Below are 17,290 nucleotides of genomic sequence, written 5' to 3' on the forward strand. Positions count from 1 at the left end.
TGGTAACGTTCGCGCAATGGCCGGCGCGGCGCTGGCGCGAGGGGCGCGAGCGGTTTCAAAACCGCCGTTTCAAGGCGCAATCCCGCCCACGTCCGCCGGCGCAAACCCGCATCGATACAGACAGTTCAACACGTATGGCCCGTTCATCCTCCCCGCGCCCGCAAGGCAACCGCCCAGCTCATGGCGCAAAGTCCGCACAAGGCGGCGCACATACGATCCGCATCATCGGCGGCGAGTGGAAGCGCACGCCCCTGCCGGTGCTCGATCTCGACGGTCTGCGCCCGACGCCCGACCGCGTGCGCGAGACGCTGTTCAACTGGCTTGGCCAGAGTCTCGATGGCCAGCGCTGCCTCGACCTGTTCGCGGGCAGCGGTGCGCTCGGCTTCGAGGCGGCGTCGCGGGGCGCCGCGCGCGTCGTGATGGTGGAGCGCAGCGCGCGCGCCGCGGCGCAATTGCGCGCGAACCAGACGCGTCTGGGTGCGCGCATGATCGAGATCGCCGAGGCCGATGCGCTGCGCCTCGCCGCGAATCTCGCGCCGGGCTCTTTCGACGTGGTGTTCCTCGATCCGCCGTTCGGCGATGCCGCGCTGCTCACGCGCTCGCTCGAACTGGCCGCACCGCTCGTCGCGCCAGACGGCTGGCTCTACGTGGAGTCCGGCGAGCCGGTGGACCCAGCCGCACAGCCGGCGCTGGCGGGCTGGAGCGTGGTTCGCGAGGGCAAGGCGGGCGCGGTCCGCTATCATTTGCTGCAGCGCGAAAATGAGGAATAATGCGCGTTCGATAACGAAGCGGGCGGGCGGCATTGGCGCCACGCAAGCACTCGCGCATGCCCTATCCAGGCGTTGCAATGCGCCCCATTTCTGTTGAGAGGAGAAGCCTCATGGTAGTCGCCGTGTACCCCGGTACGTTCGATCCGCTCACGCGCGGTCACGAAGATCTCGTGCGGCGCGCATCGAGCATTTTCGACACGCTGGTGGTCGGCGTGGCCGACAGCCGCAACAAGAAGCCGTTCTTCTCGCTCGACGAGCGGCTCGAAATTGCCCACGAGGTGCTCGGCCATTATCCGAACGTGCAGGTGATGAGTTTCAAGGGCTTGCTCAAGGATTTTGTGCGCAGCAACAACGCGCGCGTGATCGTGCGTGGGCTGCGCGCGGTGTCGGACTTCGAGTACGAGTTCCAGATGGCCGGCATGAACCGCTACCTGCTGCCCGACGTCGAAACGATGTTCATGACGCCGTCGGATCAATACCAGTTCATCTCGGGCACGATCGTGCGCGAAATCGCCCAGTTGGGCGGCGATGTCAGCAAGTTCGTGTTTCCTTCGGTGGAAAAGCGTTTGCAGGACAAGGTGGCGACGCTCGGCGCCGCGGTCAAGCCCTGAGCGATTCGCGGGTCGGCAGACCTAGGGCCGCAGCGCTATAATGTATTGTTTTTGAAGGGAAAAGCGAGAGAAGTATGGCCCTGATGATTACCGACGAGTGCATCAATTGCGACGTCTGCGAGCCTGAGTGCCCGAACGACGCGATCTCGATGGGCCCGGAAATCTACGTGATCGACCCGAACAAGTGCACGGAGTGCGTCGGCCATTTCGACGAGCCGCAGTGCATCCAGGTGTGTCCGGTGGAGTGCATCCCGAAGAATCCCGAGCACGTCGAAACGCAAGAGCAACTGATGCAGAAGTACGAGACGCTGACGGCGACGAAGAACGCCTGAAGCCGTGCCGCAAACGAAAAACGCGCCCGAGGGCGCGTTTTTTTATGCTCAGGCCGAAAACAGCCGTGTTTCAGGCGACGATGGCCTTGAGCGCTTCGACGAGCGTGTCGCATTCGGCATCGGTGCCGATGGTGATACGCAGATGCTGGTTGATGCGCGGCGCGTTGAAGTGGCGCACGAAGATTTCCTGCTCGCGCAGTTTCGCGGAAATGGTCGCCGCATCGTGCGCGGGATGCTTGGCGAACACGAAGTTCGCCGCCGACGGCACGATCTCGAAGCCGAGCGTTTCGAGCGACGCAGTCAAGCGTGCGCGGCTCGCGATCACGCGTTCGCAGGTCGACTTGAAGTACGCGTCGTCTTCATACGCGGCCGTTGCCGCTGCCTGCGCGAGACGGTCGAGCGGATAGGAGTTGAAGCTGTCCTTCACGCGGTTGAGCGCGTCGATCAGGTCGGCATGGCCGAACGCGAAGCCCACGCGCATGCCCGCGAGCGAGCGCGATTTCGACGTCGTGTGCACGACCAGCAGATTCGGATAGCGGTCGATCAGCGCGATCGCCGACTGCGCGCCGAAATCCACATACGCTTCATCGACGATCACAACCGTATCGGGATTGCCCGCGACCAGACGCTCGACTTCGGCGAGCGGCAATGCATGGCCGGTGGGCGCGTTCGGATTCGGGAAGATCACCCCGCCGTTCGGCCCGAGGTAATCGTCCACGCGGATCGCGAACTGCTCGTCGAGCGGCACCGTGTTGTACTCGACTTCGTAGAGGCGCGCGTAGGTCGGATAGAAGCTGTAGCTGATGTCCGGGAAGAGGATCGGCTTGTCGTGCTTGAGCAGCGCCTGGAAGGCGTGCGCAAGCACCTCGTCGGAGCCGTTGCCCACGAACACCTGGTCCGCCTTCAGGCCATGATGCGCGGCCACCGTGGCGCGCAGGCGCTTCGCGACCGGATCGGAATAGCGGCGCAGCGATTCGCCCGCTTCTCCGAGTTCAGCGCGGATCGCTTCAGGCACGCGCGGCGAGGGCGGGTAGGGGTTCTCGTTGGTGTTCAGCTTCACCGGGTGCGCGAGCGCCGGCTGTTCGCCGGGCACGTAGGGCACGAGACGGTGGACGATGTCACTCCAGAAACGACTCAAGACGCTCTCCTTCGATATGACCTGCGGCGCGGTGGGTGCAAATGCCGTCAACCCTGCACGACCGCGCGCAAAAAATCAGCTATTGCGATGCAGCAGCATCACGGCGCGCTCGGTTTCGCCTTTCACGAACGTCGGCATGATGGCGAGCGAGCGCTCGATCGACGCGTCGATCACATCCTGCTCCTCGCGGCGCGGCGGTTTGAGCACGAAGTTCGCCACGTCGGGCTTGGCGCCGGCGCGCGCGCCTTCGGGAATCAGATCGCGCGGATGGCCGATGCCGATGCGAAGACGCCAGTAATTCTGCGTCGACAGATGCGCGGAAATGTCCTTCAGGCCATTGTGGCCGCCGCTGCCGCCGCCGAGCTTGAGCTTCACGGTGCCGGGCGCGAGATCGAGTTCGTCGTGCGCCACGAGGATCTCGTCGGGCAGGATCTTGAAGAAGTTCGCGAGCGCGACGACCGACTGGCCCGAACGGTTCATATAGGTCTGCGGTTCGAGCAGATGCACTTCTTCGCCGTAGAGGCGCGCCTTCGCGTAGTGGCCGTGGAAGCGCCGCTCGTCGCGCAGTGTCGTGCCGGCTTCGCGCGCAAGCTGGTCCACGAGCCAGAAGCCCGCGTTGTGGCGCGTCGCCGTGTATTCGGCGCCCGGATTGCCGAGCCCGACGATCAACCTGATCATGTGTGGTGTTCCGCCTGCAAAGATCGCTAACCGATCCGCAAGTGTACGGAAGTGTAGAAAAGAGTGCGAAAAAAAACCCGCCGGGCGAACCGCGGCGGGTCACGTCGACCGTTTTATTCAAACGGATCGAGAGGATCGGCTTGCGCCTGCAGCTTACTCGGCTGCAGCGTCGCCTTCAGCAGCAGCTTGCGCGCCAGCCGGAACCGGTGCCGATGCGACGACCGGGTTTTCGGCTTCGACGTGCGAGACCAGCGTCACGCCTGCGGGCAGGGTGATGTCCTTGGCGTGCAGCGATTGGCCAGCCTGGATGTTCGCCAGGTCGACTTCGAGGAATTCCGGCAGTTGGCCCGGCAGGCACTGGACTTCGATTTCAGCCAGAACGTGCGAGATGATCGCGCCACCCAGCTTGACGGCCGGGTTCGATTCCTGGTTCATGAAGTGCAGGGGCACCTTCGTGTGCAGCTTCTTGCTCGGGTCGACGCGCTGGAAGTCCACGTGCAGCACGAGCTGACGGAACGGGTGGTATTGCACGTCGCGCAGCAGAACTTGTTGCGACTTGCCGGCCACTTCGAGGTCGAGGATCGACGAGTGGAAGGCTTCCTTCTTCAGGGCGTGCCACAGCGCGTTGTGATCGACTTCGATCAGTTGCGGCTCAGCGCCGACACCGTAAACGATGCCAGGGGTCTTGCCAGCGATGCGCAGGCGGCGGCTCGCACCCGTACCTTGCAGGTTACGCTCGAAAGCGATGACTTTCATGGTGTTCTCTTTTTCAATGCACTGCCCGCGACCAGGCAGTAAATAAAACGGGGGCCTTACGGCAAACATGTGCCAGAAGGTCCCCGACGATACAGCGCAGACCTTCGTCCGTCTGCGCTGATTACACGAAGGCGCGACATCCTTGCGAATGCCGCGCCTGGCGCGTGAATCTTTTTAGCTTTCCGCGAACAGCGACATCACCGAGTCGCCGCGACGGATACGCGAGAACGTTTCTGCCAGCAGGCCGGCGCTCGTGAGCGCGCGGATTTTCGAGCAGGCACGGGCTTCTGCGCCCAGCGGAATCGTGTCGGTCACGACCAGTTCGTCCAGAGCCGAAGCGGCGATACGCTCGCCCGCGCCACCCGAGAGAACCGGGTGCGTGGCGTAAGCGAAGACCTGCTTCGCGCCGCGTTCCTTCAGCACTTGCGCTGCCTTGCAGAGCGTGCCGGCGGTGTCGACCATGTCGTCCATGATCACGCAGGTGCGGCCTTCGACTTCACCGATGATGTTCATCACTTCGGCGACGTTCGCCTTCGGACGACGCTTGTCGATGATCGCGAGATCGCAGCCAAGCTGCTTGGCGAGCGCACGGGCGCGCACCACGCCGCCAACGTCCGGCGAAACGACCAGCAGGTTCTCGTAGTTCTGCTTGCGCAGATCGCCGAGCAGCACGGGCGTAGCGTAGATGTTGTCGACGGGAATATCGAAGAAGCCCTGGATCTGGTCAGCGTGCAGATCCATCGTGATGATCCGCTCGACGCCCGCGATTTCCAGCATGTTCGCCACGACCTTCGCCGAGATGGCGACGCGCGCCGAACGGGGGCGGCGGTCTTGACGGGCATAGCCGAAGTAGGGGATGGCGGCAGTGATCCGGCCGGCGGATGCGCGCTTGAGCGCATCGACCATGATCATCAGTTCCATCAGATTGTCGTTGGTCGGAGCACAGGTGGACTGGAGGACGAAGACGTCCTTGCCACGCACGTTTTCCTGGATTTCGACCTGGATTTCACCGTCGGAGAAGCGGCTAACCATAGCCTTACCGAGGGGAATACCGAGGATCTTGACGACTTCCTGTGCAAGCGCGGGATTGGCGTTGCCAGTAAATACCATCAGGCCGTCATGGCTGCTCATCATGCACCTGCTGCGGACTTGGGGGGGCGAGAGGAACTACTTGGGCGAACTACTTGGAATTTTTGGCAGGGGAGGAAGGACTCGAACCCTCGAATGCCGGAATCAAAATCCGGTGCCTTAACCAACTTGGCGACTCCCCTACACTCAACTTCGTGCCTGCCTGACCGGGTAGGACCGATCAACCACGCAAAACTATGCCGCGAAAGTGAAGAGTGGATGTTTCTCCAGACTCGTGGTGACTGCGCTTCTCCAGTTCGGCTGTTCCGCAAGCAGTTTGGCCTGAGCCGCTTCTGCTTCGTACCGACTGGCGAATGCTGCGAAGACGCTTGCACCCGATCCGGTCATCCGCGCTGGGGCGACGCTGTTTGAAACATTTTCAAACCATCGCAACACCTGCGCTACTTCCGCGTATTTTCCTGCGACAACCGCTTGCATATCGTTATGACCGAAGCTATCTGGCCATCCCTTCTGCGTTGCTTGCTGTGCAAGAAAGACTGCTATTGTGCAGTGCTCAGTGTCCCGTGTCAACGACTTTTCTGAAAAAATTTCAGCGGTAGGAACATGAGCCTGCGGCGTCACCACCAGAAAGTGGCGCGCGGGCAATTGTACCGCCTCGAGTGCCTCACCGACACCTTCGGCAAACGCATTTCTCCCGAACACAAAGAAGGGCACATCCGCGCCCAGTTTCAGCGCAAGCGCCTGCAATTCTTCGCGCGGCAGATTGAGCTTCCACAGACGGTTGAGCGCGAGCAGCGTGGTGGCCGCGTCCGAGCTGCCGCCGCCGAGGCCCGCGCCCATCGGCAGGCGTTTTTCGATGTCGATCTCCACGCCTTCCTGCGTGCCCGTATGTTGCTTGAGCAACGTTGCGGCGCGCACGGTGAGGTCGTGTTCGGCGGGCACGCCGTCGACTTCCGTCGTACGCGTGATGCGGCCGTCCTGACGGCGCGTGAAATGCAGCGTGTCGCCCCAGTCGAGCAACTGGAACACGGTTTGCAGATTGTGATAACCGTCCGGGCGGCGGCCCGTGATGTGGAGGAAGAGATTGAGTTTCGCGGGCGCGAGGCAGTCGCGCAGCGAGTCTTGAGTTTCGGTCATGATGCGTGGCGCCCGGCGAAGGCGTTGGTCGATGCGTCTGCGGATGAGGCGCGGGTGACGGGGAGCGCGTGCCGGGCGCGGTTCCTGTGTTACTGGTCGAGCACGAGCTTGATCTGCAACGGCGGATCTTCGCGCGTGAGGTTCACGCGTTTGACGCCGGTGGCCGGCGCATCCGCGTAAGCGAGATAGTCGATGGTCCAGCCGTCCTGCTCGATCTGCGAGAGGCGTTGCGGATTCTTCGGGTCAGGCGTTGTGTGCGCCCGCGAATCGGGCGCAGCCGACGGCTGCAGCCAGTAGCGCAGCCCGTCGACTGGCAGCGCGAAGCCCAGTGCCTGCTGCATCAGCGTGCTGACGTTGTCGGCGGTGAGCGGCTGCTTGTTCGGCAGTTCGAGCGTGGCCTGGCCCGGCGCCGACGTCACGATCGCAAGCGTCTGCCCAAGCGGATTGAGCAGTTGCAAAGTCACGGTCGAATCGGCTTCGCGCAGGTCGAAGTTGCCATAGGCATTGCGCTGCTGACCGTTCTGATCGTTGTACTGGATCGCGAAACGGCCGTGATACGCGCGGCTCGTCTGCGTGGTGAGCGAGGTCGTGGCGCGCGCGGTGGACGGCTCGCGCGGCGCTTGCGTCGCGCAACCCGCGAGGGCGAGCAGCGCGGCGGCCGCCACGCCCAGCGCCGGGCGCCGGATGAGGCGCGCGGCCAGGCGGGTGTGCAGGTAAGTTTCAGCCATCAGATGTCGATCAGAGATCGTTGACCTGGAAGCGCTTGAGCGTCTTCACGAGCGTGTCGTTGTCGGGCTCGAGCTTGCGCGCTTCGCGCCAGGCTTCGCGCGCGCCGTCCTGGTCGCCGTTCTTCCAGAGCACTTCACCCAGATGTGCGCCGATTTCGGCGTTCGGTTGCATGCTGTAGGCACGGCGCAGCAGCTTGATGGCGTCGGTGTTGTCGCCCATGCGGTACTTGACCCAGCCCACGCTGTCCATGATGAACGCGTCGTCGGGCGCGAGCGCGGAAGCTTTCTCGACCAGCTTGTCCGCTTCCGGCAGGCGCTGGTTGCGGTCCGCGAGCGAGTAGCCGAGCGCGTTGTACGCCTGCGGGTTGTCGGGCTGCGTGCGGATCAACTTGCGCAGTTGCGCTTCCATGATTTCGTAATGGCCGTTCTTTTCGGCAGCCATCGCGTAGTCATAGGTGAGGTCGGGATCGTCCGGGAAGTCGGCGGTAGCCTTGGCGAGGCGCGCTTCGGCATCCGTGTAGCGCTTCGCGTCGAACAGGATCGCGGCGTCCGTGCGGGCAATCAGCGCCTGGTCGCGCGGGTCGTCGCTCTGGATGCTCGCGAGCTGGCGGCGTGCGTCGTCGATCTTGCCCTGGCGGTCGAGCATCTGCGCGCGCGTGATCTGCGCGGGCACGTATTGCTGGCTGGACGGGCCGATCTTGTTGAGCCACGCCTGGGCACCTGCGTCGTCTTTCTGCTCGACGGAAAGCTGCGCCAGGTAGATGTAGGCCTGGCCGGGATCCGCCCCCGGGGTCTTTTCAGCCTGCTGCGCGTATTGCGTCAGGTACTTCTTCGCGTCGTCGTACTTCTTCTGCTGCACGTCGATGAGCGAGAGCGCCATCAGCGGCATCAGGTCCTTCGAGTCGTTCTTGTGCAGGATCTCGAACTGCTTCTGCGCGTCGTCGAGGCGGTCGGAGGCCAGATAGGTCTGCGCAAGCGCAAGACGGCCGTCACGCGACTTCGGATTGGCCTGCACGTACTTCTCGATCGCAGCGATGCCCTCCTTGCGCTCTTCCGGACCCATCTGCGCGAGCATCAGCGCGGCTGGCAGATAGTCGGGCTTGATCGTGAGCGCCTGTTCGAAGGACTTGCGTGCGCCGGGGACGTCGTCGGCCAGCAGTTGCTGACGGCCGATCGCGAGCTGCGCCTCGGGGCGGTTCATGTCGTTGCTGAGCAGCGACTTGAGCACGTCGAGGCCGCCCGCGCGATTCGGGCCGCGCGACAGCAGCAGTTGCAGCGACAGGATCGCCGGGCCGCGGCTGTCGGCGGGCACGCGTGCCAGTTCGCGCGCGAGCAGCGGCTGCGCGTCGGCGGGCTTGCCGCCGAGCACGAGCAGCGACGCGTCGAGCTGAGCCGCACGCTCCGAATTGGGCGCGTACTGCTGCCAGAGCTGCACGGCCGTCATCGCATCGGTCGGGCTTTGCGCGGCGAGCGCGATTTCGGTCGCGCGCTGCGCCATGCGCGGGTCGTGCGTGTCGCGCGCGAGCGCGAGATAGGTCTGATAGGCGGGCGCCGGTTGGTCGCGCTGTAGCGCGATTTCGGCGGCGAGCACCTGGAAGACGATCTGACTGGAGAGCGCGATGCCCGGCAGGTCCTTCTGCTCATCCGCCGAGGCGGGGCCGAAGGCGTCCGGCATCGTAACGGAAGTGTCGTCCGTGTCGAGGGACGGATCTTGCGCGTACGCGCTGGACGTGGTCAACGCCCACACCGCGAGCACGGCCGCGCCGATCAGGCGACGGGGGCCGAACGCACGCAGCGACGTGGTGTTGCGCAGACGCGGCGCTGCTCCAGGCAGGCGCTTCGCAAACAGCTTTACGAAAGACAGTTCCATGGAATTCCGTCGAATGTTTCGGTCGATTGTAACGCGCTGGCTACAATACGCGCACGACGATGACGCAAGTTGCAGACCAGCCCTGCATTGCTCCCCAATCGTTTGTCGATCGTTCGTTGATCGGTTGGTATTCATCCCCACATCGTTCCAGCACACTCTCACCAGTCGTTAGCCATGCCAGAACTGCCAGAAGTCGAAGTCACCCGCAGGGGCATCGAGCCGTGGGTCGCCGGTCGCCGGGTCGAACGCGTGGACGTGCGCAACGCGTCGCTGCGTTGGCCGGTGCCGGCTACGCTTGCCCGCACGCTGCGCGGTCGCACGATCCGTTCCGTGGGCCGGCGCGGCAAATATCTGCTGTTCGAAGTCGATGAAGGCTGGTTCATCGTGCATCTTGGCATGACTGGAACGCTCAGGGTGTTACGTAATCTTCCAAAGCCGCCCGCCGCCGAAAAACATGATCACGTCGACTGGCTGTTCGACGATTTCACGCTGCGTTTTCGCGATCCGCGTCGCTTCGGCGCGGTGCTCTGGCACCCGCGCGAGGCGGGCGACGTGCTTGGTCATCCGCTGCTCGCAGGCCTTGGCATCGAACCGTTCACGCCCGCCTTCGACGGTGCGCTGCTGTTTCGCGAGACGCGCGGGCGCCGTGTCGCCGTCAAGCAGGCGCTGCTTGCGGGCGATATCGTCGTGGGCGTGGGCAACATTTACGCGTCGGAAAGCCTTTTTCGCGCAGGAATCCGCCCGACCACGGCTGCGGGCCGTGTCTCGCTCGCGCGCTACGAACTGCTCGCTGACGCCGTGCGCGCCGTGCTCGCCTCGGCGATCGAGAAGGGCGGCAGCACGCTGCGCGACTTCGTCGGCAGCAATGGCGAGAGCGGTTATTTCCAGCTTGAATATTTTGTCTACGACCGTGCGGGCCAGCCGTGCCGCGTGTGCGGCACGCCGATCAAACAGATCGTGCAGGGCCAGCGCTCCACCTATTTCTGTCCGCGCTGCCAGCGCTGACGAACCAGTTTCTCCATGTATCTCTCGACCGCATCCACCAACACGCTCACGAGCGCCGCGCGCCAGGCCGCGCTGAAGGCCACCTATCCCGCCGAACTGCTCGCCAGCTTCGCGCCGCGCCTGATCGCCTGGCAGCGCGAGCACGGTCGCCACGACCTGCCGTGGCAAAACACGCGCGATGCGTACCGGATCTGGCTCTCGGAGATCATGCTCCAGCAGACCCAGGTGTCGACGGTGATTCCGTACTACGCGCGCTTTCTCGAACGCTTCCCGACTGTCGAGGCGCTCGCCGCCGCGCCCGTCGACGATGTGATGGCGCTGTGGGCCGGTCTTGGCTATTACACGCGAGCGCGCAATCTGTATCGCTGCGCACAGGTGGTGGCCGAGCAGCACGGCGGCCAGTTTCCGCGCACGCTCGAAGGACTGGCGGAGTTGCCGGGCATCGGCCGTTCGACGGCGGCGGCGATCGCCTCGTTCGCCTTCGGCGCGCGTGAGACGATCCTCGACGGCAACGTCAAGCGCGTGCTGGCGCGGGTGTTCGGCGTGGAAGGTTTTCCGGGCGAGAAGCGCGTCGAGAACGGCATGTGGACGCTGGCCGAGTCGCTGGTGCCCGACGCATCGGCAACGGACGCCGACGTGAGCGCCTATACGCAGGGCTTGATGGATCTGGGCGCGACGCTCTGCACGCGCGGCAAGCCCGATTGCGAGCGCTGCCCGTTTGCGGGCGACTGCGTCGCCATGACGACGGGACGCCAGCGCCAGTTGCCCGCTTCGCGCCCGAAGAAGGCCGTGCCGACGCGCCGCACGTGGATGCTCGTGCTGCTCGATGGCGATGCGGTGATGCTGGAGAAGCGTCCGCCTTCGGGTATCTGGGGTGGTTTGTGGAGTCTGCCCGAAGCCGCCGACGAAGCCGCGCTTGCCGAGCGCGCAGAAGGTTTGGGCGCCGATGTCGCATCGGTTTCACCACTCGCGCCGTTCGCCCATACGTTCACGCACTTCAAACTCGATATCGAGCCGCGTGTCGCTGAGCTTGGGCGCAAAGGCGGTGTGCTGATCGCGCAGGAGGCGGAAACAGCGTGGGTCGCGCTGCGCGAGATCGACGCTTATGGCGTGCCCGCGCCGGTGCGCAAACTGCTCGACGGCCTGCGCGGATCACTTATCTGACGCGTCGCGCGTGCCTTCCATGCGGGGGCGTCAGAGCAACTGATGTTGCTGCATGTAGTGATGCACGACGTCGATACGCGTACCCGCATCGTCCAGTTCCATGAGTTTTTGACGCGCACGCAATGCGATCGGCAGCACTTCGGCGAGGCGGTTGGAGACCCAGGAAGGATCGTCGAAGCGGTAGGGTTCGGCGAACGGCAGGCTCGCCGCATCGCGTTCGCGAATCGTCGCGATAATGCGCTCCAGCACTTCCGCGCAGGCGCCGAAGCGCGCCAGCGGCTCGGCGCCTTCGAGCGGTATGTCGGCGGGCAAGGGCTCGGCCATGCCGACCAGCAGACCGTCGGGCTGCACGCGATGCGAGAGCAGGCGGAAGCGGCGCGTGCCTTGCGCGCGGATCAGCAGCATGCCGAACGCCTCTACATCGCATTGCTCGATTTCGGCAAGACAGCCCACGGTTTCGGGCACCGAAGGCTCATCGGGCTGCGCGACTTCGCCGCCGCTTTTGAGCAGGCACACGCCGAATGGCGTTTTTTCGCGCAGACACTCGCGCGCCATGTCCAGATAACGCGCTTCGAAGATCTTCAGCGGCAACAGGCCGCCGGGGAAGAGCACCGTATGCAGCGGAAAGAGCGGCAAATCGGCGAGCACGGCAGGAGAAGAGGGCATGGCGCAACGCTTTCGGTTAAGGCCGCGCGTGCGCGGCCAGTTAGGCGATCAGCCGGGACGATTCTCCAACGTCGAGAGGTGCATCGCGGTGACGCACGATCACGTTCGACTCGCCCGCAAAACGCGTGGCGAGCGTCTGGGCGATGAAGACCGAACGATGCTGGCCGCCGGTGCAGCCAATCGCGACGGTCAGATAGCTGCGGTTGTCGGCGCGAAAATGCGGCAGCCACTTGGCGACGAACGCATGGATATCGTCGATCATTTCATGCACGGCCGGCTGCGCCTTGAGGAAGTCGATCACGGGCTGGTCGAGCCCGGTGAGCGGACGCAAGCGGGCGTCGTAGTGCGGATTGGGCAGCGTGCGCACGTCGAACACGAGATCCGCGTCGAGCGGCACACCGCGCTTGAAGCCGAACGATTCGAAGGTGAGCATGAGCGAGCCGCGCTCGCCTTCGACGAACACCTTCACCCACTGGCGCAACGAATTCGAGCTCAGGTTACTGGTATCGACCTGATGACCGAATTCGGCGAGATTGGCGACCAGTTCGCGCTCGTGCTCGATCGCTTCTTCCAGCGACTTGAGCATGCCGACATTGGCGTCATGCGCGGCGGAGCCGGAGAGCGGATGGCGGCGGCGTGTTTCCGAGAAGCGCTGGATCAACGACTGCGTGCTGGCGTTGAGGAACAGTACGCGCACATCGTGCTCGCGCGCGAGACCGCGGATCATCTCCGGCATGTCCTCGAACGAGGAGCTGGAGCGCGCGTCGATCGCGACCGCGAGGCGGTCGTAGCCGTCTTCGGAAAGATATTGGGCGAGTTGCGGCAGAAAGCGCGGCGGCAGATTGTCGACGCAGAAGTAGCCGACGTCTTCGAGCGCGTTGAGCGCCACTGACTTGCCGGAACCGGAGATGCCGGTGATCAGGATGATACGCATGGGAAAGTCGATGAACCCGATTGGGTCATCATAGCATCCGATCTGCGGCCTCGCGATGACGGCAGGGCGCGGGGCGGCGCTACGTAGCACCGTCCCGCGTGCGTTCCTAGATCAGCTTGCCGGGGAACTGGCTGTCGGGGTCTTGCATCGCAAGGCGCTGACGGTCCATGAAGTCACGCAATGTGTCGATGCCGCGCAGTTGCAGGATCGTGTTGCGCACGGCGGCCTCGACCAGCACCGCAAGGTTGCGGCCTGCGGCCACCTGGATCGTGACCTTGCTGATGGGCAGGCCGAGCACATCGACGGTCTGGCTCTCCAGCGGCAGGCGCTGGAATTCGCCGTCCGGACGGCGCACGAGTTGCACGATCAGCTTGAGCTTCATCTTCCGGCGCACGGCCGTCTCACCGAAGATCGTCTTGATGTCGAGCAGACCGAGGCCACGCACTTCGAGCAGATTCTGCAGCAGCGGCGGGCAACGGCCTTCGACGAAATCGGGGCCGAGGCGCACGAAGTCCACGGCATCGTCGGCGACAAGGCCGTGGCCACGGCTGATGAGTTCGAGGCCGAGTTCGCTCTTGCCGAGGCCCGAGTCGCCCGTGAGCAGCACGCCCATGCCGAGAATGTCGAGGAACACGCCATGCAGCGTCGCGCGCGGCGCGAGGATGCGCGACATGTAGAGGCGCAGGCTGTCGATGACGGTGGCCGCCGACATCGGCGTGGTGAAAAGCGGTGTCGAAGAGCGGGTACAGCGCAGCACCAGCTCGGGCGGCGCAGTCATGCCGTCGGCGACCACGAGGAACGGCGGCTCCAGCGCGATCAGTTCGGCCATGTGGCGCGAACGGTCTTCGTCGGTCTGACGCTGGTAGTAGTGCACTTCCGCGTCGCCGAGCACCTGGATGCGGTTCGGGTGGATCAGGTTCAAGTGGCCGACGAGGTCGGCGCTCGCCGTCGCCGTGGCCACGGTTTCGGCCGAAAAGCCGCGTTCCCAGCCTTCGTGCCCCGTCAGCCAGCTGAGCTTCAGCGTGGTGGCGTTGTCGTCGAAGATGCTTTGGGCGTTGATGCTGGATGTGTCCATGAGTCGATGACTCCGCAGTGACTCGCTTGACTACTCAGGCTCGACTGCTCGAGCCTTGCGACTCGTGCTTCGATACATCGCTTTTTACCGCTGCCTTGCCGTTCTTTCTACAGTGTTATCACTGTATTAACGGCTACCTGTCGCACCCGGTTGTCCCGTGTTTTCACGGATGGGCGGCGCGCGCATGCGTGCACAGCACTCACCGGCTGCGAGAGCCAGGCAAGCGCAACGCAGGCGCGAACGTCGCACTACATCAAGGTTGCCACTGGGTGAGCAGGCGATGCAACGTCTCGCGATCTTCTTCCGTGTGCAGGCGCTCGCGGGTTTCGCGATCCGACAGCAGTTGGGCGATCTCGGACAGGATTTCAAGATGCTGCTGCGTGGCCTGTTCGGGCACGAGCAGGAAGATGAGCAGCGACACGGGCTGGCCGTCCGGCGCCTCGAAGGCGATCGGTTCGGCAAGACGCACGAACGCGGCGAGCGGCTGCTTCAGGCCCTTGATGCGGCCGTGCGGGATCGCCACGCCTTCACCGAGACCGGTGGAGCCGAGGCGCTCACGCGCGAACAGATTGTCGGTAACCGTGCTGCGAGCGATGCCGTTCTGGTTTTCGAAGATCAGGCCAGCTTGTTCGAATACGCGTTTCTTGCTGGTAACGGACAGGCCGACGACGACGTTCTCGATGGGAAGTATTTTGGCTAAACGATTCATGTTGGCAGGCGAAAACGTGGCCTGAAATGCTCCTCACCCCGACAAACCACACGACGGATGCGCAAGGCATACATGCCTGGGCGCACCTGACGATGCGTGCGTGGCCGGCGCCTCGATTGGCACAACCAGCGCGGAGCCGGGACCGTGGGGACGTGATACCCCGAAAGCGACTGGACCATTATAGATCAAGCGTACTGGCCGATGGTGCGATGCGCCATGCATTGGCGCAACCATTGTTGCACGGTTGCACCCGAAAACACCGTTCGATGCCGCACGCGTCCAGCAGACAGTCATCAAAAAAGCCGCCCTTGGGGGCGGCTTCGTTGGCGCGTTGGGATTCGAAGTGAATCAAGCGGTGGATCCGCTTTGATTCGGGGCCGTATCGAAAGCCCCGAATCGCTTGTCGCGCCTTCATCGCATCATTGCGGCGGCAGTTCGATCTGAACTTGCGGTTGATGCTTGAGCGCTTCGTGTTGATGTCCTTGCACGCGATCCTTGTGACGCACAACCTGGCGATCGAGTTTATCGACCACGAGATCGATGGCGGCATACATGTCGCCATTGCAGCTCTCAACGAAGATATCCTTGCCTTTCAGATGAAGGTTCACTTCAACCTTCTGTCTCTTGTCCTTTTCCTTGTGGTTGTCGACCGAGAGGACCACATTGCCATCGATGACCTGATCGAAATGCCTTAGCACCCTGTCCAGTTTGGTGATCACATATTCTCGCAACGCTGGCGTTACTTCGAGATGGTGTCCACTGATCTTCAGATTCATAGTGCTTCTCCAGGCTGATGGCCGCGTGACGCGTGAAGCGCGGCTGTGCCGGTCGACTGACTTGCCGATGCGTGAGGCTCCCCGAAAGGCCTGCTACGAACGACTAGCGCGGCCGGCCATGTCCGCCAACTGGCGTTGCGGCCGGAAAACGCCTGCTCCGTAAAGGCCGGAACAGGCTCAAAGAGACTTGCGCAAATTGACCGCTGGAATCTTCAGCGCCTCGCGGTATTTCGCGACGGTCCGTCGCGCAACCACGAAACCCTGTTCAGCCAACAGTTCAGCAATGCGGCTGTCCGAAAGAGGGGATTTGGTGTTCTCGGCTCCTATGAGTTGCTTGATGAGCGCACGGATCGCGGTAGACGATGCGGCGCCTCCCGTGTCCGTTGATACATGCGATCCGAAGAAGTACTTAAATTCAAGTGTCCCGAACGGAGTCAGCATGTATTTACCGGTTGTCACACGCGAGACAGTTGATTCGTGTAGGCCCAGCGTATCAGCAATCTCCCGCAAAACCAAGGGGCGCATGGCGATCTCGCCGTGCACGAAAAAGTTCTTCTGACGCTCGACGATAGCCTGCGCCACGCGCAGGATCGTTTCGAAGCGCTGCTGGATGTTCTTGATGAGCCAGCGCGCTTCCTGCAACTGCTGGCGCAGCGAGCCGCTACCCGGGTCCCCCCGGTTGTTGCGCAGGATATTCGCGTAAAGATGGTTGATGCGCAGCTTGGGCACCACTTCGGGGTTCAGTTCTGCGAACCAGTTCTGACCCGTCTTCTTCACCATGATGTCCGGCACCACGTAGTCGGCTTCGGCCTTGCCGTATGCCGCGCCCGGGAACGGTTCGAGCGAGCGGATCAGCACATGCGCGTCACGCAGTTCGTCGTCGCCGGTCTTCAGTTGCTTGCGCAAGCGAGTGAAATCGCGCGCCGCGAGCAGTTCCAGATGGTTCGACACGATCTCGAGCGCAAGCGTGCGCGTTGGCGACGAATTGACGCGCAACAGCTGTAGCTTGAGGCACTCGGAAGCGGAGCGCGCCCCCACGCCGGCGGGGTCGAAGCTATGCAGCAAGGCGAGTGCCGCGTTCAGTTCGTCGCCATCGACATCGAGTTCTTCCGGGATATCGGCAAGAATTTCCTCGCACGTCGTGCCGAGGTAGCCGTCGTCGTCGAGCGATTCGATCAGGAACGTAATGAGCGCCCGATCGCGTGGGCTCGCATTCGTTTCGCGCAGTTGCGCCATCAGGTGATCGCGCAGCGTGGTAGTGGATTCGTGAATTTGCAGCGGCGGCAGGTCGTCGTCGTCGGAGGCGCTGCCCGAGCGACCGTAGTCGTCGAGGTTCCATTGGCTCGAGTCGCCGTTGGCGTCGCCGCCGAGGCCGTCGTAGTCGTCCACGCTGCGCGGCTCGCCATCGCCGCTTTCGCGCTCGCTGCTCGACGAACTCGTGCCATTGCTTGCGCCCTGCATCGGCTCCGCGCCCGAGGGCTGCGGCGGCTGGGCGATGAGCGAGCCGTCCGCGGCGACGCGCAGCGGGCTTGCGATCCAGTCGTCTTCGTTCTCGAGCAGCGGGTTCTGCGAGATCGCCGTGGCGACCTCCTGCTGCAATTCGAGCGTCGACAGCTGTAGCAGCCGGATGGACTGCTGCAGTTGCGGCGTGAGCGCAAGATGCTGCGAGAGGCGGAGTTGGAGGCTGGCTTTCATGGCAATGTGCGATTCATTGTAAAGAGTTTGCCACGCGTGCGATACCACGCGACATCCGCGAAAACGCGCGTGCCCCGCCATGGTGCCGCCACGGCTGCAGGGGCGAATTTGGTGCGCAAACAGCGGGGCGCAGGCAGGTCGAGCGTGCAACGCAGGG

Annotated in this window: 18 protein-coding genes and 1 tRNA gene; 5 read left to right on the forward strand and 14 right to left on the reverse strand. The window is 63.6% G+C overall.

Translation table 11 applies throughout. From position 1 onward, the window contains the following. The first annotated feature begins 134 nt into the window (after positions 1-134). From rsmD to U5782_RS11345, 3 genes are all read left to right on the forward strand, one after another. The gene (gene rsmD, locus U5782_RS11335; protein ID WP_322043892.1) at positions 135-770 is read left to right on the forward strand and encodes a 16S rRNA (guanine(966)-N(2))-methyltransferase RsmD; all 636 of its coding nucleotides are present in this window, start codon (positions 135-137) and stop codon (positions 768-770) included. Between the two features lie 110 nt (positions 771-880). Continuing rightward, positions 881-1,381, forward strand: coding sequence for a pantetheine-phosphate adenylyltransferase (coaD, locus tag U5782_RS11340; RefSeq protein WP_322043893.1), 501 nt, complete (start codon positions 881-883; stop codon positions 1,379-1,381). A 74-nt stretch (positions 1,382-1,455) separates the two neighbouring features. After that, positions 1,456-1,713: a YfhL family 4Fe-4S dicluster ferredoxin gene (locus tag U5782_RS11345; protein WP_322043894.1), complete on the forward strand. Its 258-nt coding sequence runs from the start codon at positions 1,456-1,458 to the stop codon at positions 1,711-1,713. Between the two features lie 70 nt (positions 1,714-1,783). Here U5782_RS11345 and hisC read toward each other — a convergent pair whose 3' ends face one another. From hisC to U5782_RS11385, 8 genes are all read right to left on the reverse strand, one after another. Further along, the gene (hisC, locus tag U5782_RS11350) at positions 1,784-2,851 is read right to left on the reverse strand and encodes a histidinol-phosphate transaminase (RefSeq protein ID WP_322043895.1); all 1,068 of its coding nucleotides are present in this window, start codon (positions 2,849-2,851) and stop codon (positions 1,784-1,786) included. 75 nt (positions 2,852-2,926) lie between these two features. Continuing rightward, positions 2,927-3,529, reverse strand: a complete 603-nt coding sequence (gene pth / locus U5782_RS11355) for an aminoacyl-tRNA hydrolase (protein WP_322043896.1) — start codon at positions 3,527-3,529, stop codon at positions 2,927-2,929. Positions 3,530-3,682: 153 nt separating this feature from the next. After that, the gene (locus tag U5782_RS11360; RefSeq protein WP_322043897.1) at positions 3,683-4,285 is read right to left on the reverse strand and encodes a 50S ribosomal protein L25/general stress protein Ctc; all 603 of its coding nucleotides are present in this window, start codon (positions 4,283-4,285) and stop codon (positions 3,683-3,685) included. Between the two features lie 174 nt (positions 4,286-4,459). Next, positions 4,460-5,416: a ribose-phosphate pyrophosphokinase gene (locus U5782_RS11365; RefSeq protein ID WP_027815686.1), complete on the reverse strand. Its 957-nt coding sequence runs from the start codon at positions 5,414-5,416 to the stop codon at positions 4,460-4,462. A gap of 63 nt (positions 5,417-5,479) precedes the next feature. Continuing rightward, positions 5,480-5,556, reverse strand: a tRNA-Gln gene (locus tag U5782_RS11370). 52 nt (positions 5,557-5,608) lie between these two features. Next, positions 5,609-6,511 carry a 4-(cytidine 5'-diphospho)-2-C-methyl-D-erythritol kinase gene (gene ispE / locus U5782_RS11375; RefSeq protein ID WP_322043898.1) on the reverse strand — a complete coding sequence of 301 codons (903 nt, stop codon included), beginning with the start codon at positions 6,509-6,511 and terminating at the stop codon, positions 5,609-5,611. A gap of 89 nt (positions 6,512-6,600) precedes the next feature. Further along, entirely contained in the window at positions 6,601-7,239 is a 639-nt protein-coding gene (gene lolB / locus U5782_RS11380) for a lipoprotein insertase outer membrane protein LolB (RefSeq protein ID WP_322043899.1), read from the reverse strand. Between the two features lie 10 nt (positions 7,240-7,249). Beyond that, positions 7,250-9,109, reverse strand: a complete 1,860-nt coding sequence (locus U5782_RS11385) for a tetratricopeptide repeat protein (protein ID WP_322043900.1) — start codon at positions 9,107-9,109, stop codon at positions 7,250-7,252. Positions 9,110-9,283: 174 nt separating this feature from the next. Between U5782_RS11385 and mutM the strand changes: the two genes are divergently transcribed. Both mutM and mutY read left to right on the forward strand, forming a co-directional pair. After that, positions 9,284-10,114 carry a bifunctional DNA-formamidopyrimidine glycosylase/DNA-(apurinic or apyrimidinic site) lyase gene (gene mutM / locus U5782_RS11390; RefSeq protein WP_322043901.1) on the forward strand — a complete coding sequence of 277 codons (831 nt, stop codon included), beginning with the start codon at positions 9,284-9,286 and terminating at the stop codon, positions 10,112-10,114. A 15-nt stretch (positions 10,115-10,129) separates the two neighbouring features. Next, positions 10,130-11,278, forward strand: a complete 1,149-nt coding sequence (gene mutY, locus U5782_RS11395; RefSeq protein ID WP_322043902.1) for an A/G-specific adenine glycosylase — start codon at positions 10,130-10,132, stop codon at positions 11,276-11,278. A gap of 30 nt (positions 11,279-11,308) precedes the next feature. Here the strand turns inward: mutY and U5782_RS11400 are convergent, their stop codons facing one another. The 6 genes from U5782_RS11400 to U5782_RS11425 all read right to left on the reverse strand — a co-directional run bounded on the left by U5782_RS11400 (position 11,309) and on the right by U5782_RS11425 (position 17,133). Next, complete coding sequence (locus U5782_RS11400; protein ID WP_322043903.1) at positions 11,309-11,944, reverse strand: LON peptidase substrate-binding domain-containing protein; 636 nt, start codon at positions 11,942-11,944, stop codon at positions 11,309-11,311. Between the two features lie 40 nt (positions 11,945-11,984). Next, positions 11,985-12,878 carry an RNase adapter RapZ gene (rapZ, locus tag U5782_RS11405; RefSeq protein WP_322043904.1) on the reverse strand — a complete coding sequence of 298 codons (894 nt, stop codon included), beginning with the start codon at positions 12,876-12,878 and terminating at the stop codon, positions 11,985-11,987. Between the two features lie 106 nt (positions 12,879-12,984). Further along, positions 12,985-13,953 (reverse strand): HPr(Ser) kinase/phosphatase, encoded by a 969-nt coding sequence (gene hprK / locus U5782_RS11410; RefSeq protein WP_027815678.1) that lies wholly within the window; start codon positions 13,951-13,953, stop codon positions 12,985-12,987. 253 nt (positions 13,954-14,206) lie between these two features. After that, the gene (gene ptsN / locus U5782_RS11415) at positions 14,207-14,662 is read right to left on the reverse strand and encodes a PTS IIA-like nitrogen regulatory protein PtsN (RefSeq protein ID WP_027815677.1); all 456 of its coding nucleotides are present in this window, start codon (positions 14,660-14,662) and stop codon (positions 14,207-14,209) included. A 419-nt stretch (positions 14,663-15,081) separates the two neighbouring features. Then, entirely contained in the window at positions 15,082-15,438 is a 357-nt protein-coding gene (gene hpf, locus U5782_RS11420; RefSeq protein WP_027815676.1) for a ribosome hibernation-promoting factor, HPF/YfiA family, read from the reverse strand. Positions 15,439-15,615: 177 nt separating this feature from the next. Beyond that, a complete protein-coding gene (locus tag U5782_RS11425; RefSeq protein ID WP_322043905.1) occupies positions 15,616-17,133 on the reverse strand; it encodes an RNA polymerase factor sigma-54 in 1,518 nt (505 codons plus the stop codon). Between the last annotated feature and the right edge of the window lie 157 nt (positions 17,134-17,290).

The sequence above is a fragment of the Paraburkholderia sp. J67 genome (assembly GCF_905220265.1).
GTDB lineage: Bacteria > Pseudomonadota > Gammaproteobacteria > Burkholderiales > Burkholderiaceae > Paraburkholderia.

Coding starts and splice junctions, on each gene's coding strand:
- rsmD (WP_322043892.1), top strand. CDS start 135: ATGGCCCGTTCATCCTCCCCGCGCCCGCAAGGCAACCGCCCAGCTCAT.
- coaD (WP_322043893.1), top strand. CDS start 881: ATGGTAGTCGCCGTGTACCCCGGTACGTTCGATCCGCTCACGCGCGGT.
- U5782_RS11345 (WP_322043894.1), top strand. CDS start 1,456: ATGGCCCTGATGATTACCGACGAGTGCATCAATTGCGACGTCTGCGAG.
- pth (WP_322043896.1), bottom strand. CDS start 3,529: ATGATCAGGTTGATCGTCGGGCTCGGCAATCCGGGCGCCGAATACACG.
- U5782_RS11360 (WP_322043897.1), bottom strand. CDS start 4,285: ATGAAAGTCATCGCTTTCGAGCGTAACCTGCAAGGTACGGGTGCGAGC.
- U5782_RS11365 (WP_027815686.1), bottom strand. CDS start 5,416: ATGAGCAGCCATGACGGCCTGATGGTATTTACTGGCAACGCCAATCCC.
- ispE (WP_322043898.1), bottom strand. CDS start 6,511: ATGACCGAAACTCAAGACTCGCTGCGCGACTGCCTCGCGCCCGCGAAA.
- lolB (WP_322043899.1), bottom strand. CDS start 7,239: ATGGCTGAAACTTACCTGCACACCCGCCTGGCCGCGCGCCTCATCCGG.
- U5782_RS11385 (WP_322043900.1), bottom strand. CDS start 9,109: ATGGAACTGTCTTTCGTAAAGCTGTTTGCGAAGCGCCTGCCTGGAGCA.
- mutM (WP_322043901.1), top strand. CDS start 9,284: ATGCCAGAACTGCCAGAAGTCGAAGTCACCCGCAGGGGCATCGAGCCG.
- mutY (WP_322043902.1), top strand. CDS start 10,130: ATGTATCTCTCGACCGCATCCACCAACACGCTCACGAGCGCCGCGCGC.
- U5782_RS11400 (WP_322043903.1), bottom strand. CDS start 11,944: ATGCCCTCTTCTCCTGCCGTGCTCGCCGATTTGCCGCTCTTTCCGCTG.
- rapZ (WP_322043904.1), bottom strand. CDS start 12,878: ATGCGTATCATCCTGATCACCGGCATCTCCGGTTCCGGCAAGTCAGTG.
- hprK (WP_027815678.1), bottom strand. CDS start 13,953: ATGGACACATCCAGCATCAACGCCCAAAGCATCTTCGACGACAACGCC.
- ptsN (WP_027815677.1), bottom strand. CDS start 14,662: ATGAATCGTTTAGCCAAAATACTTCCCATCGAGAACGTCGTCGTCGGC.
- hpf (WP_027815676.1), bottom strand. CDS start 15,438: ATGAATCTGAAGATCAGTGGACACCATCTCGAAGTAACGCCAGCGTTG.
- U5782_RS11425 (WP_322043905.1), bottom strand. CDS start 17,133: ATGAAAGCCAGCCTCCAACTCCGCCTCTCGCAGCATCTTGCGCTCACG.